At 33.5% G+C, this 24,721-nt stretch carries 27 protein-coding genes and 2 pseudogenes; 21 read left to right on the forward strand and 8 right to left on the reverse strand.

Annotated features, from left to right (window positions below; all coding sequences use genetic code 11):
• The first annotated feature begins 58 nt into the window (after window positions 1-58).
• The 3 genes from rsmD to H964_RS08275 are packed head-to-tail and all read left to right on the forward strand — an operon-like array spanning window position 59 to window position 1,574.
• Window positions 59-613, forward strand: coding sequence for a 16S rRNA (guanine(966)-N(2))-methyltransferase RsmD (gene rsmD / locus H964_RS08265; RefSeq protein ID WP_039766499.1), 555 nt, complete (start codon window positions 59-61; stop codon window positions 611-613).
• Complete coding sequence (gene coaD, locus H964_RS08270; protein ID WP_011917311.1) at window positions 610-1,116, forward strand: pantetheine-phosphate adenylyltransferase; 507 nt, start codon at window positions 610-612, stop codon at window positions 1,114-1,116. Before rsmD ends, coaD begins: the two co-directional genes overlap by 4 nt.
• On the forward strand, window positions 1,116-1,574 hold the full coding sequence (locus H964_RS08275) for an ATPase (RefSeq protein ID WP_011917312.1): 459 nt from the start codon (window positions 1,116-1,118) through the stop codon (window positions 1,572-1,574). The genes coaD and H964_RS08275 overlap by 1 nt, the downstream gene beginning before the upstream one ends.
• Before the next feature lies 1 nt (window position 1,575).
• On the opposite strand, the gene H964_RS08280 is transcribed toward H964_RS08275, so the two are convergent.
• A complete protein-coding gene (locus H964_RS08280; protein ID WP_039766502.1) occupies window positions 1,576-2,553 on the reverse strand; it encodes a nucleoside recognition protein in 978 nt (325 codons plus the stop codon).
• A gap of 63 nt (window positions 2,554-2,616) precedes the next feature.
• Here H964_RS08280 and H964_RS08285 point away from each other — a divergent pair, with 63 nt between their 5' ends.
• Window positions 2,617-3,375, forward strand: a complete 759-nt coding sequence (locus H964_RS08285) for a patatin-like phospholipase family protein (RefSeq protein WP_039766505.1) — start codon at window positions 2,617-2,619, stop codon at window positions 3,373-3,375.
• On the opposite strand, the gene H964_RS08290 is transcribed toward H964_RS08285, so the two are convergent.
• Entirely contained in the window at window positions 3,364-4,566 is a 1,203-nt protein-coding gene (locus tag H964_RS08290) for a nucleotidyltransferase (RefSeq protein WP_039766508.1), read from the reverse strand. The genes H964_RS08285 and H964_RS08290 overlap by 12 nt on opposite strands.
• A gap of 191 nt (window positions 4,567-4,757) precedes the next feature.
• Between H964_RS08290 and H964_RS08295 the strand changes: the two genes are divergently transcribed.
• From H964_RS08295 to H964_RS08370, 16 genes are all read left to right on the forward strand, one after another.
• Window positions 4,758-5,903 carry an acyl-CoA dehydrogenase family protein gene (locus tag H964_RS08295; protein ID WP_039766510.1) on the forward strand — a complete coding sequence of 382 codons (1,146 nt, stop codon included), beginning with the start codon at window positions 4,758-4,760 and terminating at the stop codon, window positions 5,901-5,903.
• An 18-nt stretch (window positions 5,904-5,921) separates the two neighbouring features.
• Complete coding sequence (locus H964_RS08300; RefSeq protein ID WP_039766514.1) at window positions 5,922-6,710, forward strand: electron transfer flavoprotein subunit beta/FixA family protein; 789 nt, start codon at window positions 5,922-5,924, stop codon at window positions 6,708-6,710.
• Between the two features lie 42 nt (window positions 6,711-6,752).
• The gene (locus H964_RS08305; protein WP_039766517.1) at window positions 6,753-7,748 is read left to right on the forward strand and encodes an electron transfer flavoprotein subunit alpha/FixB family protein; all 996 of its coding nucleotides are present in this window, start codon (window positions 6,753-6,755) and stop codon (window positions 7,746-7,748) included.
• Window positions 7,749-7,774: 26 nt separating this feature from the next.
• A complete protein-coding gene (locus H964_RS08310; protein WP_039766519.1) occupies window positions 7,775-8,656 on the forward strand; it encodes a ComEC/Rec2 family competence protein in 882 nt (293 codons plus the stop codon).
• A gap of 17 nt (window positions 8,657-8,673) precedes the next feature.
• Window positions 8,674-9,459, forward strand: coding sequence for an LPS biosynthesis protein (locus H964_RS08315; RefSeq protein WP_039766521.1), 786 nt, complete (start codon window positions 8,674-8,676; stop codon window positions 9,457-9,459).
• Between the two features lie 37 nt (window positions 9,460-9,496).
• Window positions 9,497-10,606 (forward strand): DegT/DnrJ/EryC1/StrS family aminotransferase, encoded by a 1,110-nt coding sequence (locus H964_RS08320; RefSeq protein WP_039766568.1) that lies wholly within the window; start codon window positions 9,497-9,499, stop codon window positions 10,604-10,606.
• Window positions 10,606-11,919: a nucleotide sugar dehydrogenase gene (locus H964_RS08325; protein WP_039766524.1), complete on the forward strand. Its 1,314-nt coding sequence runs from the start codon at window positions 10,606-10,608 to the stop codon at window positions 11,917-11,919. Before H964_RS08320 ends, H964_RS08325 begins: the two co-directional genes overlap by 1 nt.
• An 18-nt stretch (window positions 11,920-11,937) precedes the next feature.
• Window positions 11,938-13,062 (forward strand): Gfo/Idh/MocA family protein, encoded by a 1,125-nt coding sequence (locus H964_RS08330; RefSeq protein WP_039766526.1) that lies wholly within the window; start codon window positions 11,938-11,940, stop codon window positions 13,060-13,062.
• Window positions 13,059-13,799 (forward strand): acyltransferase, encoded by a 741-nt coding sequence (locus H964_RS08335; RefSeq protein WP_039766528.1) that lies wholly within the window; start codon window positions 13,059-13,061, stop codon window positions 13,797-13,799. The genes H964_RS08330 and H964_RS08335 overlap by 4 nt, the downstream gene beginning before the upstream one ends.
• Entirely contained in the window at window positions 13,765-14,961 is a 1,197-nt protein-coding gene (locus H964_RS08340; RefSeq protein WP_039766530.1) for an O-antigen ligase family protein, read from the forward strand. The genes H964_RS08335 and H964_RS08340 overlap by 35 nt, the downstream gene beginning before the upstream one ends.
• A complete protein-coding gene (locus H964_RS08345) occupies window positions 14,939-16,225 on the forward strand; it encodes an O-antigen ligase family protein (protein WP_039766532.1) in 1,287 nt (428 codons plus the stop codon). The genes H964_RS08340 and H964_RS08345 overlap by 23 nt, the downstream gene beginning before the upstream one ends.
• Window positions 16,222-17,319: a glycosyltransferase family 4 protein gene (locus H964_RS08350; RefSeq protein ID WP_011917327.1), complete on the forward strand. Its 1,098-nt coding sequence runs from the start codon at window positions 16,222-16,224 to the stop codon at window positions 17,317-17,319. Before H964_RS08345 ends, H964_RS08350 begins: the two co-directional genes overlap by 4 nt.
• Window positions 17,320-17,358: 39 nt before the next feature.
• A complete protein-coding gene (locus H964_RS08355) occupies window positions 17,359-18,696 on the forward strand; it encodes an LCP family protein (RefSeq protein ID WP_039766535.1) in 1,338 nt (445 codons plus the stop codon).
• 85 nt (window positions 18,697-18,781) lie between these two features.
• Window positions 18,782-19,288, forward strand: a complete 507-nt coding sequence (locus H964_RS08360; RefSeq protein WP_039766538.1) for a CarD family transcriptional regulator — start codon at window positions 18,782-18,784, stop codon at window positions 19,286-19,288.
• Window positions 19,289-19,301: 13 nt separating this feature from the next.
• Entirely contained in the window at window positions 19,302-20,204 is a 903-nt protein-coding gene (locus tag H964_RS08365) for a YesL family protein (RefSeq protein WP_039766542.1), read from the forward strand.
• A 55-nt stretch (window positions 20,205-20,259) separates the two neighbouring features.
• A complete protein-coding gene (locus H964_RS08370; RefSeq protein ID WP_039766544.1) occupies window positions 20,260-20,862 on the forward strand; it encodes a 50S ribosomal protein L25/general stress protein Ctc in 603 nt (200 codons plus the stop codon).
• A gap of 288 nt (window positions 20,863-21,150) precedes the next feature.
• Here the strand turns inward: H964_RS08370 and H964_RS13030 are convergent, their stop codons facing one another.
• The 4 genes from H964_RS13030 to H964_RS13545 form a co-directional block, all read right to left on the reverse strand.
• The gene (locus tag H964_RS13030) at window positions 21,151-21,465 is read right to left on the reverse strand and encodes a hypothetical protein (RefSeq protein WP_237738245.1); all 315 of its coding nucleotides are present in this window, start codon (window positions 21,463-21,465) and stop codon (window positions 21,151-21,153) included.
• 128 nt (window positions 21,466-21,593) lie between these two features.
• The gene (locus tag H964_RS08380; RefSeq protein ID WP_039766549.1) at window positions 21,594-21,854 is read right to left on the reverse strand and encodes a hypothetical protein; all 261 of its coding nucleotides are present in this window, start codon (window positions 21,852-21,854) and stop codon (window positions 21,594-21,596) included.
• 744 nt (window positions 21,855-22,598) lie between these two features.
• A complete protein-coding gene (locus H964_RS08385) occupies window positions 22,599-22,862 on the reverse strand; it encodes a hypothetical protein (protein WP_039766552.1) in 264 nt (87 codons plus the stop codon).
• Window positions 22,863-22,864: 2 nt separating this feature from the next.
• Window positions 22,865-23,314 carry a DUF6973 domain-containing protein gene (locus tag H964_RS13545; RefSeq protein ID WP_442855729.1) on the reverse strand — a complete coding sequence of 150 codons (450 nt, stop codon included), beginning with the start codon at window positions 23,312-23,314 and terminating at the stop codon, window positions 22,865-22,867.
• Here H964_RS13545 and H964_RS13035 point away from each other — a divergent pair.
• Window positions 23,311-23,665 (forward strand): annotated as a pseudogene (locus H964_RS13035) (ISNCY family transposase); the annotation flags it as partial. The gene H964_RS13545 and the pseudogene H964_RS13035 sit on opposite strands and share 4 nt — an antisense overlap.
• Window positions 23,666-23,731: 66 nt before the next feature.
• Here the strand turns inward: H964_RS13035 and H964_RS13040 are convergent.
• Together H964_RS13040 and H964_RS13335 are read right to left on the reverse strand one after the other, a co-directional pair.
• On the reverse strand, window positions 23,732-23,938 hold the full coding sequence (locus H964_RS13040) for a hypothetical protein (RefSeq protein ID WP_237738246.1): 207 nt from the start codon (window positions 23,936-23,938) through the stop codon (window positions 23,732-23,734).
• 642 nt (window positions 23,939-24,580) lie between these two features.
• Window positions 24,581-24,721: pseudogene (locus H964_RS13335) on the reverse strand (argininosuccinate lyase); the annotation flags it as partial.

Genomic DNA, 24,721 nt, shown 5'->3' on the forward strand with positions numbered 1-24,721 from the left:
TTTTTTAGAGGGATTTTTATATAATCAATATATAAACAAATTGTAGGCAATATCTAAAATGAGAGTAATTAGTGGGCAAAACAAAGGAAGAAGGCTAAAAAGTGCGAATATTCAAGGTTTGCGACCAACCTCTGACAGGGTAAAAGAAGCTCTTTTTAATATGCTATCTCCTTTTTTAAATGAAGAAGTTGTTGTTGCTGACTTTTTTGCTGGGACAGGAAATGTAGGGATTGAATTTTTGTCCAGAGGAGTAAAAGAGGTTGTGTTTGTTGAAAAGGATGAAAGGTGTGTGCAACTTATGAAGGAAAATCTCAAAGATTTAGGTTTATCGGAAAGAGCAAAAGTATTTAAAACTGATGTATTGAGATTTTTGAGATCAAAACATTGTCCCATTTTTGACATTATATTTTTGGACCCTCCTTATAAATCTACCTATGCTGCAGAATGTATAGAGGAGATACTTAAGAATAATAAAATCTCTCAAAATGGACTCATAGTTGTTGAATCAAATTTAGATTTTAATTTTGAAAGTGCAAAGCTTACCATCTTGAGACAAAGAGAATATGGGGATACAAAAATCACAATATTTAGCTTTGGGGGTAGACAATTTTGAAGATAGGAGTATATCCAGGGAGTTTTGACCCGGTTACAAATGGTCATCTTGATATCATTGAAAGAGCTTCTAAGATTTTTGACAAATTGATTGTTGCAGTGTTGGTGAATCCTAACAAAACGCCTGTTTTTGATATAGATGAAAGAGTAGAACTTTTGAAAGAGACAACAGAACATCTGCCAAATGTTGAAGTAAAAGCGTTCAAAGGTCTTCTGATTGATTTTATGAAACAGGAGAATGCAAAGGTTATAGTCAAAGGCTTGAGAGCAGTGTCAGACTTTGAGTATGAATTTCAAATGGCACTTTTGAACAAAAAATTAGAGCCGTCAATTGAGACAATCTTCATGATGACCAATAGCAAGTATTCATATTTGAGCTCAAGTATGGTCAAAGAGGTTGCAAGGTTTGGCGGGTGTATTGAAGACTTAGTACCTGAAAAGATTGCTAAAAAGGTTATGAAAAAATTGAATAAGAAATATGCTGAAATGGAGGAAAATAAGTAATGAGTGAACTCAGCATTTTAGAACTTTTAGAAAGAATGGAAGAGATATTAGAAAGTAGTAAGTCTATACCATTTACATCAAAGGTGATGGTAGAAAAAGATGAACTTCTTGAGATTATCAAAGAGATTAGGCTGCTACTTCCGCAGGAGTTGTCGCAGGTCAAATGGGCAAAGGAAGAGAGAAAGAAGATTTTAGAAAGGGCACAAAAAGAGGCAGAGGCTATTATAAGCGATGCTGAGAGCAAAGTTAAGGGATTAGTTGATGAAACTGAGATTGTAAAAATGGCAGAAAAAAGAGCTGAGGAAATTATCCAAAAGGCTAAAGAACATGCAAAAGAGTACAGGATTATGGCACAGACATATACAATAGAGCTTTTAGAACAAACCAAGAAGACTATAGAAAACATAGTAAAAGAGCTAAATGATAATATTGACCAGATAAAACAGAAAAATACATAGACTATATGACTACAAATATTATCAAAAGTATTATAACTGACAGTATTGCATGAAAGCATTTTCCAATAAGATATGTTTTAATAGGCAACTCAGCTTCTTTCAAGAACGAAATAGCTTGAAAATGGACGCTCATTCCACCCCAAGAAATAATAAATACGCATGTTAAAAGTTTATAAAAGACTGAAAGAGTTTGAGATTTGCTAATTAAAATTGTGCCGCTTGTAATCTCAAAAAATCCATATAAAAGTCCTTGTATGAAATTCTTATCTATTCCAAGAAGTTTGTGTAAGGTATTACAAAAAAGCGGGTATATCTTAAAATATTCAAGGACAAAATTTAGATTGAAAAACAGTGTTATAAACCCACCAATCAGCAATATTGCTTCAATGGAGTCTTTTACTGACCGTGACAGAAGATTTCCAAGGTCGAAGTTTATATTGACATTGTAGTTTTTATATGAAACCCATTCTATTTTAGAAAAAACAGAAACAAATAGAGCAATGATTATGCTTGCCAAGGTATGGGCAAAAAAAAGGATATATCCTTGGGTTTTTGAATTTAAAAAGTTAATTCCCACAGTACCAATTATAAAAAGTGGACCTGAATTATTGACATAGTGTAAAAGCTTAGTTGCCTCTTTTTTAGTTATGAGGTTTTCTTTATATAAACTGCATACCGTTTTAATGCCTACTGGATATCCAGACAGAAGCCCAATTATGAAAGCAAAGAAACCTTGGGAAGAGATTTTAAAGATGTTCTTTGCTACAGGTAAGAATATGTACGAAACATAGCTTATTATTCTTGAATTTACAAACACATTGATGATGAGAAAATAAGGGAAAAGTGATGTCACAATCTTTTGTGCCCACAAGAGTATAGATGTTTTGGTTGTTTCAATGATTGCATGAGGATTTAAGAATATACATACAAAGTAAAGTAGACATAAAATAATTATGGTAAAGTTATATATGTTTTTCAAAATAAATGACCTCAGAAGTTCATAAATGTCTATTAAAAATTCTATTATTTTTTGGAGGTAAAGATGAAAAAAGTATCAGTTGCCCTTGGATCTGGAGCAATGAGAGGATTTGCTCATATTGGAGTAATAGAGGTTTTGGAAAGGGAGTTTGAGTTTGAAGCATTCTCAGGTTGTAGTATCGGCGCTGTAATAGGTGCTTTTTATTGTTTAGGATATGATTTGACGTTGATTTATAAAATTGCAAGAGAGATGAGAAATGATATATTGATAGACTTTAAAATCAAAAAAAACGCTCTTATCTCTGGCAAAAATATAGAGGAGATATTGAAGATTTTTTTGAGGGATAAAAAGTTTAGCGATTTGAAATATCCATTTTATGTTGTGGCAACAGACCTATTGCGAGGGGAAGAGGTTGTTTTCAAAGAAGGAAGTCTGTATGACGCAGTTAGGGCAAGTATATCAATTCCAGGGATTCTTCCACCTGTTAAATTAAATGATATAGTTTTAGTAGACGGTGCGGTCGTGGACAAGGTGCCAGCAAAGGTCTTAAAAGAAAACCGACATGGATTTATAATTGGTGTTGACGTTTCTGGCAAGAGCACCAAAAAAGAGCCAAAAAATATTTTTGAAATGATAATGACAACAATAGACATCATGGGTGAGGAAATTTTTAGGCTAAAACAAAATTATATTGACTATCTTATAAAGATTGATCTTGACGATATTAATCCTTATACACTTGTTGACATAGATAAAGCATACAAAAAAGGGAAAGAAAGAGCAAAAGAGGCAGTTGATCACATAAAAAAACTACTCTCTTGAAGGAATATATATTGGGTGCTGCTTAAATTCTAACTGGAGGTATTTATGAAACTCTTTGTATTTTAACGCGTGAATTTGAGAGGCCCTTATCTCTAATTCAAGAAGGCTATTGCACTCAGGATTTTTCATGATGTAACTGTCAAGCTTTGTAATGTACTTTACTTTTTCCTTGATACTATTTAAATACCTTTTACCTCTACTGTTGAATCCTAAAACTCGTATATAAGGCTTTGTAGAAAGAAGCGTTTTCTGATTTACTTTGCTATCTACAAGACAGTGAATGAATATTCTCTGAAGTCGAGTAAGTGTGTATCTTTTTGTCTTTACTTTTGAAAGAAGGTCTTCGAGACTGCTTGAGCTAAAAATGTGGTTATAGAACCTATTTTCAAGCCCTTCTTTTACATCAAACTGCTCTTTTAGAAAATCCTTATAAACTATTGCTCTGTAGAGAAAAAACTCAAAAAAGTCATTGAGGCTAACAGGTCCTCTTCCACTTTCGATCTCTTCCATTAAAACTTGATAGGAAAATGGAGGCATTTTATCCCTGATGAGCTCTAAGTTATTTATATTTTGCCTGATTGCTGTTGCTGAGCAAAAACTGCCACTTCCTAAGTTTGGATCATTATAAAGGCTTCCAACTCTTTTTATTGTCAGCGGTTCTATCTTCGAATCTGTTCTCAAAATCCATTTAATATACTCAACACCAAGTATATTATTTGGTAAAAATTCAAAATCCTCACTGCTTACTTTTTTTAATGCAAGTTCACGTGCCTTTGGGAATGAATGTCCTTCCTTTAAATATATTTTCAAATATTTTCTAAATTCCTCCTCTTCAAAAGCCAAATGCATTGCTATCTTTTTTAAAAGACTTATATCTCCCGCTTCTGAGCCAAATACTACCCAGTTTACGCCTAAGCTGTTTAAGATAGAGATTGCACCGTAGGCAAAAACTTCAGCACTGTTACAAGCATACGCAAATGGAAGTTCAAAAACCACATCCACACCATTTAAAAGTGCCATTTTAGTTCGTGCCCATTTATTGACAATTGCAGGTTCTCCTCTTTGTATGAAGTTTCCACTCATCACGGCAACAACAACATCTGCCCCTGTTATTTCTTTTGTTTTTTGTAAATGGTACAAATGCCCATTATGAAAGGGGTTGTATTCGACAATTATTCCAGCAGCCTTCAATTTAAGTCAAAGCACTCCTTTTCCTTTGAGGTAAAGTCTTAAAAAGATAATATCAGAAAAATTTTTTACAAACAAGAAAGATTTTAAGAGTATAATTTTAAATATAGAAAATGGTTTGAGTTTGACAATAAAGATTTTCATCTGATAAACTATCAAAAAAAGCTATTTAAAAATAGGGGGCGAAAGTTTAAGTGGATTACTTCTTAAGTGAAGAGCAGAAGGTTATAAAAAGGTTGGCAAAGAAGATTTCTGATGAGGTCATATCAAAGGTAGCAGGCAAATACGATAAAGAAGGAATATTTCCAAGAGATGTATTAGATTTATTAGCATACACTGAGCTAACAGGTGTTTACATTCCAAAAGAGTACGGTGGCTTTGGTGGCGGTGTGATGGAGATGTGTCTTGTTGTTGAAGAACTTTCAAGAAACTGTGCAGGGATAGCTGTGTCATATGCAGCTTCTGCTTTGGGTGCATATCCAATAATGCTTTATGGAACACAGGAGCAGAAGGAAAAGTATCTCACAAAGATTGCCAGAGGTGAGGCAATTGCTGCATTTGCTTTGACAGAGGCTGATGCAGGAAGTGATGTCAGCAATATTAAGACAGTGGCCGAAAAAAATGGGGATTTTTATATCTTAAACGGAAACAAACACTGGATAACAAACGGTGGTGAAGCTGATATCTATGTTGTGTTTGCAGTAACAGATAAATCAAAAGGACCACGAGGTATTTCAGCGTTTATTGTAGAAAAAGGATATGAGGGCTTTTATTTTGGCAAGAAAGAAGACAAGATGGGGATCAGGGCATCTTCTACTACAGAACTTGTGTTTGAAAATTGCAAAGTACCAAAAGAGAACCTCTTGGGAAGAGAAGGCACGGGATTTATTATTGCAATGAAAACATTTGACAGAACAAGACCGGGTGTTGCTGCGATGGCGGTTGGAATTGCACAGGGTGCATATGAACATGCATTAAAGTATGCAAAAGAGAGGGTGCAATTTGGTCAGCCTCTTTCGTCATTCCAGGCAATTCAGCACATGCTTACTGATATGTACATAAATATTGAAGCTGCAAGGGCCCTTTTGTACTCTACATGTAAGATGATTGACAGTGGTGCAAAAGACTATACAAAAGAGTCTTCTGCCTGTAAGGTGTTTGCATCAGATGTAGCTATGAAGGTCACAATTGATGCTGTGCAGATTATGGGTGGGAACGGGTATGTAAAGGATTATCCTGTTGAGAAGATGATGAGAGATGCAAAGGTGACTCAGATATTTGAAGGTGCTAATCAGATTCAAAGAAATATTATTGCATCTGAGATTGTAAAAGAATTATAAAAAGAGGTGGAAAAAGGTATGAAGATTCTTGTTTGTGTTAAGCAGATAATAGACCCGGATAAAATAGAATATAGTCCCGCCACGAAAACAGTAAAGAGAAATCCTCAACATTTGATGAACAACCCAGCCGATTTGAATGCACTTGAGTTTGCCTTGAGGATAAAAGATACATTTCCTGATTCTCGAGTGTATACACTTAGCATGGGTGCTTTTGAGTGCAAGGATAGAATAAAAGAACTTGTTGAGCTTGGCGTTGATGAAGCAATTCTTTTGAGCGACAAAAGGCTTGCAGGTTCTGACGCGTCAGCTACATCTTATGCACTCTCTTGTGCTATTGAGAGTTTAGGAAGGTTTGATTTGATACTTTGTGGTGAGCATTCGCTTGACGGTGAGACATCTATTGTTCCACCCCAACTTGCTGAGTATTTGGGAATCTGTCATCTGACATCTGTAGTTGATATAAAACCTAAGGATCAAAATACACTTGAAGTTGTAAAGAAAATTGAAAATACCTTAGCAAGGTTTGAGGTAAAACTTCCTGTATTGCTCTCGGTTAAAAAAGATAGTAATTCTGTAAGATTTCCAAAACTGAGTTTCATGATAAGAGCACTTTCATATGAGCCTAAGATTCTAAGCTTAGATAGTTTAAGAAATATAGATGTTAAAAGAGTAGGACTTGACGGTTCAAAAACAGCTGTGGATGAATTTGAAGAAGAAAAGATAGAAAACTTTAGTTGTGAGATTTTTGAACAGGGTAGCTTCAAAGAGATTGAGTGTATAGTTGATGCAGTATTGAAATATATCTAATGTTTGTAAAATTCAATACGTCAAGGGGGTTATAAGAAGTAAATGGAATATACAATATTTGTACCTGTTATTTTCGATGGGGATAATCTTCAAAAGGTCAATTCACTTTTATCTCTTATTGAGAGCAAGGTTAGTAAACAGAAGAAAATAATAGTAGGGATATATACAAATACATTTTTGGATGAGGTTTTGTTAAATCAGCTTAAACTTTTTGATGACTGTAAGGTTTTTATATATCCAAATAGTAACTTTAGTTTTTATGAAGGTCCATACATTGAGGCAGTTACTAAAAGTATAGAAGAGTTCAAACCTCAGATGGTGGTAGCACTTTCAGATGAGTTTATGAAGTCAGTTTTGGCAAGGGTTGCAGCAAGGTTTTCAGCAGGCTTTGCAGTTGATTGCTTTGACATACAGTTTGACGAATCATCTGAAAAGTTTATCTTTTTAAAGCCTGCATATGGATCAAATATAAATGCCAAAATCTCTATAAAGGATTCTTATATTACATTCGTTACTATAAAGTCCAAAAGTGGTATTGAATGCTTATATAAGAGCCCAAAAAATGTTGAAATTTCCAGAAAGCAAATAGAAATTGAAAATAAAGCTGGTCAGATTAGTTTTATAGAAAAAATTGCGATTGAAACTATTGATAACAAACTTGAAAGTGCTAAAATAGTTATTGGTGTCGGGAGAGGAATTAAAGACAAAGAAAATCTAAAGTATGCTTTTGAGCTTGCAGATCTTTTAGGTGGTGCAGTTGGTGTTACACGACCTCTTGTTGATTTGGGATGGGCTGACAAAGAGCTTCAGATTGGACAGAGCGGCAAGACTATCTCTCCTGATGTTTATTTTGCATTTGGTATATCAGGTGCTGCTCACCACATCTGTGGAATTGGAAAGCCAAAGCTCTTGATTGCAGTAAATAAAAACAAAGATGCAGAGATATTTAAAATTGCAAACTATGGGATTGTAGCAGATGCAACACAAACTATGAAGTCTTTTATCAGAGTGTTTAAAGAAAGGTTGGAAAAGTGCTAAAGCAAGTGAAATAGTGGGGGAATGCGATGAAAAGAAGGGCACTTTTGGCTTTATTATTGATTTTTATTTTATTGTTTTTGGCTTATTATTTTTTTATAAATACACAAGAGAGTTTTTGGCAAAACAATCTGAAAGAATTTTTGGCTAAGGATGTTTGCACCTTATTCTTTTTAGATGTTGGGCAAGGCGACAGCATATTAATAAAATCTCCAGAAAATAGATTTATTTTAGTAGACTCAGGACCAAACACTGCTGAAGAGAGGATTTTAAAAATTTTTAATATCTTAAATATAAAGACCTTTGACATGATAATTGCCACACACCCGCATGAAGACCATATTGGAAACATGGACAAAGTAATATCAAACTTTGGTGTTAAAAAGTTTTATACCATAGATAAGACCACAAATACTCAAACATTTGAAGATATGCTAAAGGCACTCAAAGAAAAAGGTCTAAAGATAAATATTGTAAGGCCATATGATAGAATCTCAATAAACGGTGTTTTGCTTACATTTTTATCTCCGTTAAAAGATTACGAAGATTTAAACGACTCAAGTGCTGTGACAATGGTAGAGTTTGCAAAAAGAAGAGTACTGCTCACAGGTGATATTTCAAAAGATGTAGAATATGATATGCTAAGAGCAAATGAAGATGTTAGAGCTGATGTTTTAAAAGTTTCTCATCATGGAAGCTATGCTGCAACAAGCAATAGTTTTCTTAAGCAAGTAAATCCCAAGCTTGCGGTAATAAGTGTTGGGAAAGATAATCCATATGGTCATCCTCATGACTCCACGTTGAAGAGATTGAAAAATTATCGCATAAAGGTTTTAACAACAATGGACAATGGTAATATTGCAGTTATAATCTCACCAGATGGAAATGTAAAAGTCTTAACAGAAAGGTAGAAAGGAGAAAAAGATGAATGACTGAGATTTTTAAAAAGAGAATAAAAGAGATTGTGGCAATTGTACTTATTTTCATGATATTGTCGCTTGTAGTTGTGCAGTTTTTCACCAAAACTCTTTGGACTGCCGAGATAAATCTCAGGCTTGATAATAACCTTCTAAATCCGCTGAGTTTTAATATGTCTTCTCCGTCTATTTCAAACATTGTACAAGGTCTGTATTCCAATATTACGTCTATTGATTTGAATAAAGAATATTTAGAAATGGTAGCATTAAACCCACCTTTTATAGATTATGTAACCAGCAAATATGGAGATGATGAGAGATTTGGTGTGTTTGTTGAGCCAAAGGCATCAAAAAGTGGGGTAAATTATATTGTTGTTAAAGCGGTTGCCGATTCTTCTGCTGAAGCAGAGAATATGCTAAATAGGTACATGGATAGCCTAAACAAGAAAGTTTTAGCAGACTTAAAAAGTAGGTCTGATGCTGCTCAAAAGCTTTTAAATGAACTTTTAAAGGAAAAACAAAAGTATGACAAGCTAAAATTAACAACAGCTGAACAGGAACAGTATAGCCAAATTTCTTCTGCTATAAACCTAATAAAATGGTTTAATGAGAATTATAATAAAGTGATTGATTTAAAAAGTGCCATAGATGAATATGGCAAACTCAAGATATATGAGTCAGCAGGTAGCAAATTTGAAAAGGCGGTAAGAGTTGTTGCTGGAACCTTTGCAGGAGTTATAATAGCAGTTTTGTATGTCATTTTTAGAGAAAGAAGATATATACTTTCTAAACTGTAATAACAAAAATAATATTTTACGAATGGAGATGAAAAAAATGATATCTCTAATTGACCTAAAACGACAGTATACAATGTTGTCAAATGAGATAAATGAGGCTATAACCGAGGTTTTGCAAAGTGGCCAGTACATACTGGGACCAAAGGTTTCAGAATTTGAAAAAAGGTGCAGTGAATATTTAAATGTTAAGCACTGCATAGGCGTTGGCAATGGAACAGATGCTTTAGTAATAGCACTTGAGAGTATGGGCGTAGGAAATGGTGATGAGGTAATTACAACACCATTTACTTTTTTTGCAACAGCAGAAGCTATTGTGAGAGTTGGAGCAAAACCAGTTTTTGTTGATATTGATCCCTTTTCTTATAATATAAACCCTGATGAGATTGAAAAAAAAATTACACCAAAAACCAAAGCAATCATTCCTGTTCATATCTTCGGCCAGGTATGTGATATGGACAAGATATTAGAAATAGCAAAAAAATACAACTTATGTGTCATAGAAGATGCGTGCCAGGCTTTTGGAGCAGAATACAATGACAAAAAAGCAGGGACAATTGGTGATGTTGGATGTTTTTCATTCTTCCCAACAAAGAACTTGGGTGGTTTTGGAGATGGTGGTTTAATTGTAACCAATGATGATGAGGTTGCAGAAAAAGCAAGGATGCTTCGCCAACACGGGTCAAAGAAGAAATACTATAATGAACTTATTGGGTTCAACAGTAGGCTTGATGAAATTCAGGCTGCTATTTTGCTTGTAAAATTAAAATACATAGATGATTGGAATAAAAGAAGATCTAAGATTGCACAAAGGTACAATCAAGGCTTAAAACTTGATGGGTTGATCACGCCTGCAAAGACAAATACCTATGAAAGAGGACATATTTACCATTTATATGTCTTGCAGCATGAAAGACGTGATGAGCTTATTAAGTATTTATCACAAAAAGGGATTGCAACAGGCGTATATTATCCTGTACCGCTACATTTGACAAAGGCTCTGCAGTTTTTAGGGTATAACGAAGGAGACTTTAAAGTGGCAGAAGAGGTCTGTAGAAAGTCATTTGCCATTCCAATGTTTCCAGAACTTACAGAGGAGGAGATTGAATTTATCATCTCCTCAATAAATGAATTTGGAGGGAGTATATAATGAATGAAATTGCAAAACAGCTTTTAAAAAAGATTGAGGAAAAGACAGTGGTGATTGGTGTTGTTGGGCTTGGATATGTGGGGTTGCCTTTGGCTGTTGAAAAAGCAAAGGCAGGGTATAAGGTAATTGGATTTGATATACAGCAAAAGAGAGTTGACATGGTAAATAAAGGACAAAATTACATCGGAGATGTCGTTGACAAAGAGCTTGAACAGCTTGTCAAAGAAGGAAGAATTTTTGCAACCACTGATTATAGCAAGATTGCAGAGGTTGATGCAGTGGCTATTTGTGTTCCAACTCCGCTTGACAAATATAAACAACCAGACATCTCGTATGTTGTAAACTCAACAAAAGAGATTGCAAAATACCTTCACAAAGGTATGCTTGTAGTTTTAGAGAGTACAACATATCCTGGGACAACAGAAGAGGTTGTAAAGCCAATCTTAGAAGAAAGTGGACTTGTGTGTGGTCAGGACTTTTTCTTGGCCTTTTCGCCTGAGCGTGTTGACCCTGGAAATAAAGTGTATAATACCAAAAATACACCTAAGGTTGTAGGTGGAATTACCCCAACATGTACAGAAATTGCTGCACGGCTATATGAAAATGTCTTAGAAGGCGAAGTTTTTAGGGTAAGTTCACCAAAGGTTGCAGAGATGGAAAAGATTTTAGAAAATACATTCAGAAACATAAATATTGCACTTGTAAATGAAATGGCTATTTTATGTGAAAGAATGAACATTGACATTTGGGAAGTAATTGAAGCAGCAAAGACAAAGCCGTATGGTTTTATGGCGTTTTATCCCGGACCTGGCCTTGGCGGTCATTGTATACCAATTGACCCGTTTTATCTTACTTGGAAGGCACGTGAGTATGACTATCATACAAGGCTTATTGAAATTGCTGGCGAGATAAATAACTACATGCCAGAATATGTTGTTGAAAGGGTTATGAAAATACTGAACAAATTCAAAAAACCACTGAATGGTTCAAAAATACTGGTGTTAGGTGTTGCATATAAAAAAGACATTGATGATATAAGAGAGTCACCTGCTTTAAAGGTAATTGAAAACTTTGAAAAGGAAAATGCGATTGTAGAATATAATGATCCATATGTTCCAAATTTTACTTATAAAGGAAAGCAATATACATCAGTGGATTTTACAGCTGAGACTCTTGGTCAATATGACATTGTTGTAATTACAACTGATCATTCTAAGTATGACTATCAGTTTATAGTGGACAATGCGAAGCTTATATTCGATACGAGAAATGCTACAAAGGGAATTAAATCAGAAAAGGTATACAAACTATAAGTTTTTGGAGGATGAAACATGGACAAACTTAGAATTTGCTTAGTTGGATGTGGGCGAATATCGTTCAAGCATGCAGAAGCTTATGCAAACAACTTTGACAGCTTAGAAGTTGTTGGATTTTGCGATTTGATTGAAGAAAGAGCCCAAAGGACCAGACAAAAATATTATGAGCTTTTACAAAGCAAAGGGATTGAAATAAAAAAAGAAATTCCAATATATACCGATTATATTAAGATGTTGAAAGAGCAAGACACTGATATAGTTGATATTGCTACATTCAGTGGCTGTCATGCCCAGCAAACGCTTGTAGCGCTTGATTTTGGTAAGCACGTGGTTGTTGAAAAGCCCATGGCACTTTCTATTGATGATGCAGACAAAATGATTCAAAAGGCAAGGGAAAAGAAAAAGGTTTTGGCGGTATGCTTACAAAATAGATTCAACAAAAGTGTGCAGAAGTTAAAAAAGACAATTGAAAGTGGCAAGTTTGGGAAAATCCTTTACGGTGTTGCGAACATAAGATGGAACAGAAACAATGAGTATTATAAACAAGATGCTTGGCGTGGTACATGGGAACAAGATGGCGGGGCGCTTATGAACCAGTGTACACATAACATAGATCTTTTACAATGGATTATAGATTCTGACGTTGACGAAATTTATGGAGATATCGAAACATTTTTGCGGCCAATTGAAGCAGAAGACACAGGTTTTGCTTTGTTGAGATTTAAAAATGGTGCGCGTGGTATTATAGAGGGTACAACATGTGTATGGCCGTCTAATTTAGAAGAGACGCTTAGTATTTTTGGTGAGACAGGTACAGCTGTGCTTGGGGGCACGTCTGTTAACAAGATTGTTGTATGGCGTGTTCCAGAGGAAGATGAGAAAGAGGTAATAGAGAAGTTTGCTGAAAATCCTGATAATGTATATGGATTTGGACACACACCTTTATTTAAAGATGTAATTGAAGCTATAAAATCTGGACATGACCCGCTTGTGACAGGTGAACAGGGAAAAAGGTCGCTTGAGATAATCTTAGGAACATATAAATCTGCTATTGAAAAAAGGCCTGTGAAATTTCCACTTGGCAGTTTCTCGACGCTTGATGTAAAAAAAGAATATGAAAGGCAGAGACTTGGGAAATGAGGTATATAAGTGATAGTGCTAAGATAGGCAGTAATGTTGAGTTTGGGTATTTTGTTGTAATAGAAGATGATGTTGTCATTGGAGACAACTGTAAGATTGGCCACAATGTTGTTATAAAAACTGGAAGTATAATAGGAAACAACGTAGAAATATCGGATGGCACGATTATAGGAAAGTTTCCTCAAAAGGCTTTGACAAGCAAGACAACTGAGGATGTAACATTTCCACCGGCGTTTATAGAAGATGGTGTAAAGATTGGTGCAAACTCTATTGTCTACAGAGGTGCTCACATTTGCCAAAATGTCTATATTGCAGACCTTGTGACAATAAGAGAAAATGTAAAGATAGGTGAGTATACGATTATTGGAAGAGGAGTTAGTATTGAGAATAAAACTAACATAGGATGCTATTGCAAAATAGAGACAAACGCATATATCACAGCAATTTCGGAGATTGAGGATTGGGCTTTTATTGCGCCTTGTGTTGTCACATCAAATGACAACTTTGCAGGAAGAGGCAAGGACAGAGTAAAGTATTTCAAAGGTGTAACAATAAAGCGTGGCGGGAGAATTGGCGCAAATGCAACAATTTTGCCTGGCAAAGTGATTGGCGAAGAAGGATTTGTGGGTGCTGGTAGTGTTGTGACAAAAGATGTAAGGCCACGCAAGATAGTTGTTGGAAATCCTGCAAGGGAGCTTAGAGATGTACCAAGTGATCAGCTTCTTGAAAACCAGTAAAACTGAAATTATTTTGAGTATAATAGGGATAGTTTTATTTCAGATTGTAAGGTTTTTTTATATACCTTTTTATCTTTTTCTGCTGTTTATCATTGCTTTAATACTCTACTATTATAAACCAAAGTTAAAATTTGAATTTATTGACCTCATACCTTTGTTTTTTTACATTGTAATGCTTCTACTTTCAACTTTATTTTTTAAAAATGTCATAGATAAAAACAAAGCTATTTTAGGTATATTAAACGCTTTTGTCATTCCAGCTCTGTTTTATATCTTGTTTATTCTAGCTGACGACAACCTTTTGTATCGAACTAAAAAAGTTTGGCTTTGCACATTTGTTATAGCTTCAATAGTGTGTGTATTTGAATACTTATATTATTTGTTGTTCAGAACTTATAAAGAAAGGACAATTTCGATTTTTTTCAATCCTAACATCTTTGCGTTCTTTTTAGTAATGGTTTATCCCTTTATATTGAGCTTTTTAAAGAGCGATAGGCTGAAGATAGGAGCGACCCTCGTTATATTTTTAGAGATTTTGCTCTCTGGATCAAGGACGGGCTTTTTGGTCTATCTCTTTGAGGCGGTCCTTATAAACATAAAACTTGTTCGCAAAAATATAGGAAAGTTTTTTATGGGTTTGAGTTTGATTTTGTGTTTGTTCTTACCTAAGATTATTTATAGAATTCCGAGAGTTTCTGATATATACAATACAAAAAATGCGGTGGGACAGAGAATCTTTGCAATAGAGTTTGTTCTAAATTACTTTAAGCACAAAAATCTATTTGAAGGAATAGGAGCAGGGCAATTTGAAAGTCTGTTTAGAAGTTTGAAACCACCTGGGATTGTCTTGCTTCACTCAGCCCATAATTTATTTTTAAATGCTCTTATTGAATATGGTATAATAGGATATGGGATGTTTATTTTTTTAGTATATTTTCTTGTCTTTGTTTCTACATTTAATATTGCGAGGTCAAACGAAGATTCTGATTGGATGGTATTTGTTGGTCTGATTTCTATCACGATATTCCAAATGTTTGACATGGCTGAGATAACAAACGTGAGAATGATGGTTGTAAACTTGATTTATGTTTATTATATAGCTTTGATTTTACGAAAATTTAGAAGGTGGAGACAAAAGGATGAACAAGCCTTTTCATCTTAGATTGAAACAGGAATATTTACCATTATTTATATACCTCACTTTTTTGGCCAGTTTTTTTGGCAGTACACTTGCGTATCCTCGTTTGAGTTATCTTTTTTTATATAGGATATTTTTAGGATTTTTATTTGTACTGATTTGCATAGATATAATCTTAAATAGGGTTGAGGTAAAAAGGTTTTTGAATTTTTCTTCGTATTTTTTAGTCGGATGGAGTGCCTATTCTCTCCTTAGCTTTTTATGGGCACAGGATATTAAAAGTGCTCTTCGCGACCAGGTATTTTTAACGGTAAATATCGTAGTTATTTTAATTTTTATGTATTACTCGAACTACATAAGATGGAATGTTTTAGAAAACATTATTTTGTTCTCGTATGTAGTAAACATCCTTGTTGGATACTGGGAGATTATAACAGATAGACATCTTTGGACATCCAAGATTCCTCTATATAACTTACACAGAACACCATCAACCTTTTTTGCAAACCCAAACGATTTTGCTACTTATTTGGTGTTGTATCTACCGTTTATTTTGAATTTTATTGTACGTGAAAAGCTACTAACTCTTAAGAAAATAGTAGCTTTAACTGTAACTTTGTTGTCAGTGCCTCTTTTAATACTTACCACGAGCAGAGCAAATTATATAGGTTTTGTTTTAGCTTTAATAGTATACTTTTTGTTAATTAACAACTCAGAACGAAGGGAATATTTGAAGCATGCGTTTGTCATTTTCTTATTTTTAATAGTTCTCATTGGTTTTAAGTTGGACTTTGGTTTTTTGAGCAAAATAGGAGGGATGATTGCAACTCAACTATCCTCGCTTTCTGATTTTTCAACAAGCTCACTTACATCAAATGTGAGAAGAGAACTTTTGATTGTGTATGGTCTTTCATTTTTGTATGACTATCTTTTCTTGGGTGTTGGAGCAGGAAACAGCAGAGTTTTGATGGAAAAGGTAAGACAGTATACTGTAAACGTGGAACTTCATAATTGGTTTTTAGATGTGCTTGTATGTTATGGTTTAATTGTTTTTGCACTCTATGTAATTTGGATTTTTTATGTAATATACAAACTACTACACGTTAAAGGTTCAAACAATAAATTAAAATTGCCAGCAGTTTCAACAATAGCTTCACTTGCTGCATTTGGTATCTCAAGCATAAGTTCGTCAAAGATGATAGAGATGAGGATCATGTGGTTTTTGTTTGCACTTGCACTTTTTATAATAACAAGTCCACAGGAGGACAAAGGAGAGCCAGAAAATTGAAAAAGGTATTAGTTTTGTCATCTGCACATCCTTGGGACGATGAAAGAGTGTTTAATAAAATTGCAAAGAGTTTAAAAAAAAGGTATGAAACAGTTTTATGTGCCGTAGCAGAGGATGATTTACAGGTTGTAGACGGTATAAAAATCTACGGATTAAAAAAGCTATCGAGAGCAAAGAGGTATAAAAATTATTCAAAGATTATAAGGATAGTAAAAGAAGAAAAGCCAGACATAATTCATTTTCACGATCCAGACCTTTTGCTTCTTGCTTTATATTTTAAGTTGATACTCAAGAAAAAAGTTATATACGATGTTCATGAAGACTACTCCTTAGCGTTTAAGGACCGCGAGTATTTACCAAAACTTTTAAGAAACCTTTTTTCTTCTATTTTTAATCTCTTTGAAAAAAATGTGAGTAAATTATTTGATGGTGTGGTTGTTGTCACTGAGGACATTTTTAATAAATTCAATTGCAAAAATAAGGTTATATTAAAGAACTTCCCAACTATTGATATGTACGAAAAAAGGGAGGAGTATAACTTAGATGGCACAATAAATCTTGTTTATATTGGAAGTGTATCATATCAGAGGGGAATTACAAATTTAATTTTAGCGGTAAAAGATTTGCAAAATCTTAATATAAAGTTAGATATTGTAGGACCTGCCGAAAGCAGTAATTATTTTGAAGAAATAAAGAAATTTGAAAATGAAAAGATAAAAATTTGGGGAAGAGTGCCCAAAAGCTGTGTTCCTGATATTTTGAAGAATGCACATATTGGGTTTGTCACTCTTTTGCCATTGAAACGGTATTTGACATCACTTCCACTCAAACTTTTTGAATACATGGCGGCAGGTGTGCCTATAGTTGCTTCGAACTTTGAGCTGTGGGAAGGTATAATTGAAAGTAGCAACTGTGGGATTATTGTTGATCCTACGGATATTGAGCAGATTAAAAGTGCTATTTTGTATTTTTATAACAATCGTCAAGAGATTATAAATAAAGGACAAAATGGATATAGCGCTTTTATTGAGATGTACAATTGGTCAAAAGAAGAGGAAAAACTATTCGATTTTTACAAAAGGATTGTAGGTTAAAACATTTAAAATGGCGGGGAAGGGAGATAAGTTTTGGGTATGGGGAAAATACTAAAAAACAAACTATTAATCATTTTAATAAGTGCAGTTGTGGTTCTTGGGGGCATATTAGGGTATTTGTACAAGATATTTATAATTGATGCAAAACACATTGAAAAGGTTTTTGTTAAAAAAGTGCCGGCAAAAAGTAATAAAGCACAAGTTAAGTACCCATTTGACGAAAATAGTGTCAATGTGTTAATTATTGGACTTGACAAGGCAAGTAATCGCAGTACATATGATTTGCACAGAACGGATACAATCTTATTTTTAAACATAAACTTTAAAGACAAGAAGGTAAAAGGTATTTCTATCCCACGAGACACCTTGACTGAAATATACAAGGTTGGTAAGTGGGACAAGATAAATAGTGCATTTGGCTATGGAGGAGGAGAGAAGGAAGAAGGTTTTTTTTACACAATGGAGACTGTTAGCAAGCTATTAGGTGGTATGCCAATTGAGTACTATGTAGGCTTTGACCTTGATGCAGTAAGAAAAGTTGTAAATATCTTAGGTGGGATCTATGTAAATGTTGAAGTTCCTGTAAAAGTGAAGACAAAATGGGTTAACATAGATTTAAAGCCTGGGTATCAGAAATTAAATGGTATTGAAACGCTTTACTACGCTCTTTGGAGAAAAACCCCAGGTGGTGATATTGATCGTATTAAAAGAGACAAAGAACTTATTCTTTCGGTTTTTGAACAGTTAAAAGCAAGTAACAAAATAATAACTCTTCCAGAGATATACTGGAAAATAAGACGACATTTTTATACAAATTTATCTCTTCAGCAGATAACATCTTTAGCCTATTTTGCTCAGAATGTAAAAAAAGAAGACATTGTATTCGAAAGTATTCCCGGTGATTATTTTAACTACATGGGAGTAAGTTACTGGAAACCTGATTATGAAGGGATAAAGAAGCTTGTTAAGGATTTGTTTGGATATGATATAGAAATTGACCTTAAAATGCCAGAGAAATATAAATATGCAAAAAAAGTTATTGTAAAGGCCAGAAAAAAGAGTAATATAGGTTATGGTCATACAAATAGTTCTTATATTACTGAAAGTGGCCAGAATCAAAAAAACAGTCAAGGTACTCCACAAGAAAATTTAGTTGAGAAGCAGACTGAAACTATAGAAAACAGCACGCAAAGCTCAAGTCCATTTGATGCGCAATGGAGAAATAGTAGTGAGGACACTCAAGCTTTGCCACCTGAAAATGACAGCCAAACTACTCAAGGTGCTCAGCAGCAACAAGCTACAACTGAATCTGAAATTCAAGTCGATACACCGTCTACTTCTTCAGATGTAGTTTCAAATGTATATGGTGGAAGGTAGAAAAAAGATATTTTTGACAAAAACTTTTTAATTAGATATACTTTATTATGTAAAGTTATTGGGGAATGTCATGGGGTGGCAAAGAATGTACAAAGTGGGAGATACCATAATACACCCTTTGCATGGAGCAGGAGAGATAGTTGAGATAGTGGAGGAAAAGGTATTTGACACCGTTCAAAAATACTATGTTGTGAAGATTTTATATAACGGTATGAAGGTTTTAGTGCCTGTCAATAGTGCTGCTGAGATTGGTATTCGCAATGTCATTTCTGAAGAAGAAGCAAACAAGGTGTTTGAGCTTTTAAAAGACAACAATTTGAAGGTTGACATAAATAGTTGTGGCAATTACAACAAACGAATCAGAGAAAACCAGCAAAAGCTAAAGAGTGGGAATATTTATTGTGTTGTTGAAGTTTTGAAGATGCTTGCAGCAAGAGAAAAGGTTAAGGGTTTATCAACCAACGAAAAGATGATGTTCAACAATGCAAAACAGATTTTGGTAAGTGAGCTTGGACTTGCAAAAGGACTTGATATTGAAGAGGTTGAAAAGATGGTAGATAGCATTCTTTTTGAGCTTGAGACAGCAGAATAAGGGGGCTATTTATGTGGCTGGATTTTTTGGATTTTTTGATTATACAAAGCCTGGGCCAGGAGTGCCAGAAGATCTTCCACCAAAGTCAAAGTTTATAGTGTTTTTTGAAGTACTTGCACGTAAGTTCTGGAAGCTTTGTTGGTTAAACATTCTCTATTTTCTTGTATCGCTTCCAATATTAATAATCTTATATTTTATAATTGGAAATTATTTGTTGTCTATAATAGAGTCAGTTACAAAAGGTGTCCAAGGCGCAAAGGATGTCCAGACATTGCAGTCTTTTTTGATGACAGCTTTGAGTCTTCTACTTCTAAGTGGTTTTATGGTTTTTGGAATAGGACCGACAACTGCTGGTTTTACCTATATTGTTAGAAATTTTGCAAGGGAAGAGCATGCATGGGTTACAAGTGACTTTTTTGAGCATTTGAGAAAAAATATAAAAGAGGGCTTTATAAGCTTTATTGTTGATATATTAGTCATATTTGTGTTTTCTGTTAGTATAAGATTTTACTCATATCAGAGTATAAAGTACCCAAGCGTTGGCATTATAAAATACTTCTTAATATTTACCTTTTTAGTTTATCTCATGATGCATATTTACATCTATCCGATGATGGTGACATATAATCTCAAGGTAAGGCATATATACAAAAACGCATTTATCTTTACAATATTAAAGCTTCCTCATACAATAGGTATGTTTTTATTGATGGTCGGAGTATGGGTAATACCATTTTTGCTACTGTTTGTGACAAAATTCCTTCTTGTTTTACTACTCTATCCTCTCATTTGGGTAAGCATCTTGGGTCTTATGCAAAACTTTTATACAAATTACGTATTTGGAATATATTTGAATCCTCAAAAACAAGAAGAGCAAACTGAAAATAAAAGTGATGACAAACACGAGGATAATTAGCTATAATAAAATACGTTAAATTACACGTATATCAAAAGAGGGGAGGTACATCTTTATGGAACCAGTACTTGTCTACAATAAACGGGATACCTTCACCAAAAGTAATTTGAACAGGCTCAGAAAAGAAGGATATATCCCTGCTGTTGCATATGGTGATGACATAAAGAGCCTTCCTGGTTATGTTTCTAAAAAGGAGTTTGAAAAGTTATATCAACAAAAAGGCTTGGCTGGAAAGATAAAGATATCTATTGACGGAAAAGAGAGGGTTGCTCTTATAAAAGAAGTACAGACTCACTATGTAAAGGGCAATATTATTCATGTAGATTTTCAGATATTGTCTGAGAACAAACCTATATATGTTGAAGTGCCAATAATATTTGAAAATGCAGAGATATTAAAGTCGAGAGGACTTGTGTTGCAAAGACAGATAGACACAGTAGAGATAGAAGGACTTCCGAAGGATATTCCTGAACACTTAGTAATTGACCTTATGGAGTATGAAAAACCAACAGCTATAAAGTTAAGAGATATAAAGCTTCCAGAGGGTATTAAGATAACAGAGGACTTGGATGAGGTTGTTGCAGTAATTGATGTAAGCGAGGTTACAGAAGAGCCAGAGGCAGAGGAGAAGAAAGAAGACACTTCTTCAAATGCATAATAACACAGAAAAGATTAAAAAATGTGACTAATATAAAATTGCGAATAAAGAAAGGTGGCAACAACAAACAAATATGCCACCTTTCTTTTTCCATGATTGTCTATTTCAAAATCAGATATTCGCTATAAGAATTTGATGAATTATCCTTTTCATAACTTCTTAAGAACAGGGGAGTAACAGATGATTCTGAGTACAGCATGATGTTGTTTGAATATTCTTTCTGGACTTTCAGGTATGGAATTTTGTAATATTTTAAGTCTTTTAGCGAAAAGATATAAATACCATCCTTTAAATAGTTACCATACCATGAAAGAAGTCCACCAGAAATGTATGGGTCGGTGAAGGTAAAGATTGCGCTGTTTTTTGTAGAGTATAGGGAAGGGTTTCAATAATTTTCCATTTATATGGTTGTTTCGATTTGTGTATTATATTCTTCTTACCACTTCTCATGTCTTTGACAAAATATGCATCTTCTTCTTTTGAAAGCCCAATAAATCTGTTTGAATCGATAGCAATAATTAGATTTTCGTCCTTATTTCTTTTAAAGGTTTTAAGAAGAATATCACTAAATCTTCTTTCTTTTTTGGGAAAGTATTCAAACATCTCTTTGCTTTGAGCTGTAGCTGATTTCAGGCTTGAAAGTACTTCTTTGTTGGGGATAAAAAAGAGACACAAGACAAATAATGATTGTTAAAAAATGAATATCTTAGGTTTACTAACTTTTTTATTATTCATTGTTGCTTATCTCCTTCATTAATTATAACACCATATGAGGAAAGCGTTGTTTGATATCCAGTGTCACAAATAAAGTAAAGATGATCTTCCACTTTCTTTTGTTTATCCACTTTTTTAATTTTTTTAGTGTTATCAGGGTAGGTTATAAGAATATTTACGTTTGTATCTTTATTTCTATTTATTTTGACAACTCCTCCTACTACTGTGGCTATTTCCGGAAGGCCATTTTTTGATATCACTATAATTAGCACAAACAATTGTTTTCTCTGAAATTACAGGCAACAAGATCTTAGTTGCGTTATATCGTCTGTTACCTTGTTTTACTATACTAAGAAACCCTACATATCTTGTATTATTTGTACGTTGTTCAAATAAAAATATCCTCCATTGATTTCTTTCAATACTAAAAATTATATTATTTTCTTTTATGCCATTTTTCAACATTACTCCTTTTATGGTGTAATTTAAAAACCAAAGTGACAATACAGTTAGAGTTAAGCTTCCAATTAAAATTAAAATCAAGCAATATTTTAAAAATTTTCTAAGAGAGATTTTCATAAAAATGCTCACCTTCTAAACATTATTTAATTAACTTCTCTCATTCAGAATTTGTAGGTACTAATTTATTATCTACAATTCTTTTCATCTGCTCACTTCTTACTGCGTTTTGAATAATATCAGCAATATCTCATCTAATGAAAGTATAAAACAACATGACAAAAAGTCTCCTTTCTACTATACAAATATTTAGATATCTAACCATGACTATGTATTATCATTAATATTTTGTTAACTATACTTTTGTATAGGGATTCGGATCAACTTTTCCATTTACTTACGAGAAAGCTGTTGAAGTTGAAGGATTTGCATAAGTATTAAAAGTAAAGATGATGAAAAAAGGTGACAGTTGCAAATTCCGAACTGCCACCTTTCTCATTTTTATGAGTTTAGAAACTTTAAGTTATCTTGATACAAAACATTTGATAAAAGAATTAACAAAATCAATTTTTATTTTTTACAAAACAATAGATAAGAATACCTAAATTTATTAGGATAGCTACACAAGTTACATAAAAAGGATAGTTAATGACAACCTGAGCAGACGTACCAACAATTTTTATTCTAAACCAGTTTATATCAATATATTTTAATCCTTCACTGTGAGCAACTAAACTATATTTTCCATTAAATTCAAACAAAAAAAACATGAGCGACAGAAGAATTAAAATCATAATTATTAGATTTATTAATGCAACTTTTTTCATGATTACTTCTCTCCTTCAGAGTTAGTTGGAACTAATTTATTATCTACAATTCTTTTCATCTTTCCGTTTCTAACTGCATTTTGTATTATATCGGCAATTTCTTCATCAGATTTTGATTCATTACCGAGCACTAACGTTCGACCCATCATATTATTATATAAATCCATTTCTTTTTCTATAGCAGGCTGTCCAGTAGCGCCTTCTTCATGAGCTGTTGCCCAATCATAAGCCCAGCTATAATCAATATACTTAACCATTAATGCATTCCAATATGCATGTCTAAATGCATCGCCATTGCCATTGTGTAATACTGAATCATTATATTTTTCTCTATCTTCAGTATCAGCTTTATATCCAGCCCATATTGCTTTTAATCCTTTAATGAGATTTTGATTAAATAGTTCTTGTTCATTTAAAACAAATATGCTACTATAAAAAGGAAATGCAAATATTTAACAACAAACCTAAACAACTTTCTTTCTTAGACCTCTATTCCCATATAAAGGCCTCGGCTCTTTACTTGCCAGAGAGCCTCCTGGGCTTGTGCGAAAAATTCATCGACCTGTCTTAATTCATCCCTGAATCTTTCTACAAAGCAAAGCTTACTAAAAATACTTAGGTAAACACAGAGTTTTCTCTTTAGAGTCTATTGCTATCTGCTTTCTTCATCCAAAAAATCCTTAAACTCAATACCATCACTTAAGCTTTTCGCCATCTTCTTTAAATCACATGAACTTTGCACCTTCTGTAATTTCAAAAAAGTGCTTTCTATCTCTACTTTCTCAAGATTTAGAAAACTCTTTAATTTCAAAAGATGATATCTCTCTATATATATCCCAAAAATTCTTTTAGTTAATAAAAGATAGTCTTCATAAAAGCTGTTTTAAAATATTTAGTATGCACATATTATTTAAATAACCAGTTGTATTTCCTATTTTTAAATCTCTATTTACTCTTGCCTCATATTCAGCAATCCAATCCATTCTACCATCCCTATCGGGTTGTGTCAGGAAAATATTTGGTTTTATTCTTTGAGGTGACTCACTTGGATCAAAAGTTAAAATTCCGTGATTCAATAGAGAAATCTGTCCTGCTTTATACAGCTGATAAGAAATATTTTTAATATCACTAAAGAAGCATTTCTGATGTTATATTTGCTTGACAATTCATTCCAGATATCTGAAGAATTATTTGTTTTATCATTATTTCTTATCACAAATGTATTAGAAATTTCTTGTCTTTTATCATGTTTAGTAATTTTAGAGTAATGTAGCATGTACTGTTGATAACATAAAGGCATTATCATCATTTCTATCACTTCCCTAAATAAATTATTGATAGTTTTACTTTATATATATGAAATCGGACATTGTATTCCATGGATAGTTTGAGATTGTTTTGACTCGCCTCTTCTCTTCCCACCTTTTTGTAAACGGCTATTTAACATACATTTGTACAAATAAACTGGAGGGCATTATTAATACCTAAGAACTATTAATGAAAGTACTAAACAACATGGCAAAACGCCTCCTTTATACTATCAAATATTTGGATTTTCTTACTATAACTATATACCACTATTAATATTTTGTCAACTATACTTTTGTATAGTCTTTCTTGAAAATCTAAATAGATTCTGGCTACAAAAAGCAAAAAAAAGGTGAATGTCCAACATCCACCTTGAACACCCACCTTAAATCTAATTCATTTTCAATGTATTATTCTAAGTTTTTCAAAAATTCCTTTATATTATCAATTTGCTTTCTTACACTCTCCAGCGAAGTTCCGCCATAGCTTTTTCTGCGATTTACGCAGGTTTCAATCTTTATAAATTGATATACATCCTCTTGAATCTTCTC

The sequence above is a fragment of the Caldicellulosiruptor sp. F32 genome, assembly GCF_000404025.1.
In the GTDB taxonomy this organism is placed as follows: domain Bacteria; phylum Bacillota; class Thermoanaerobacteria; order Caldicellulosiruptorales; family Caldicellulosiruptoraceae; genus Caldicellulosiruptor; species Caldicellulosiruptor saccharolyticus.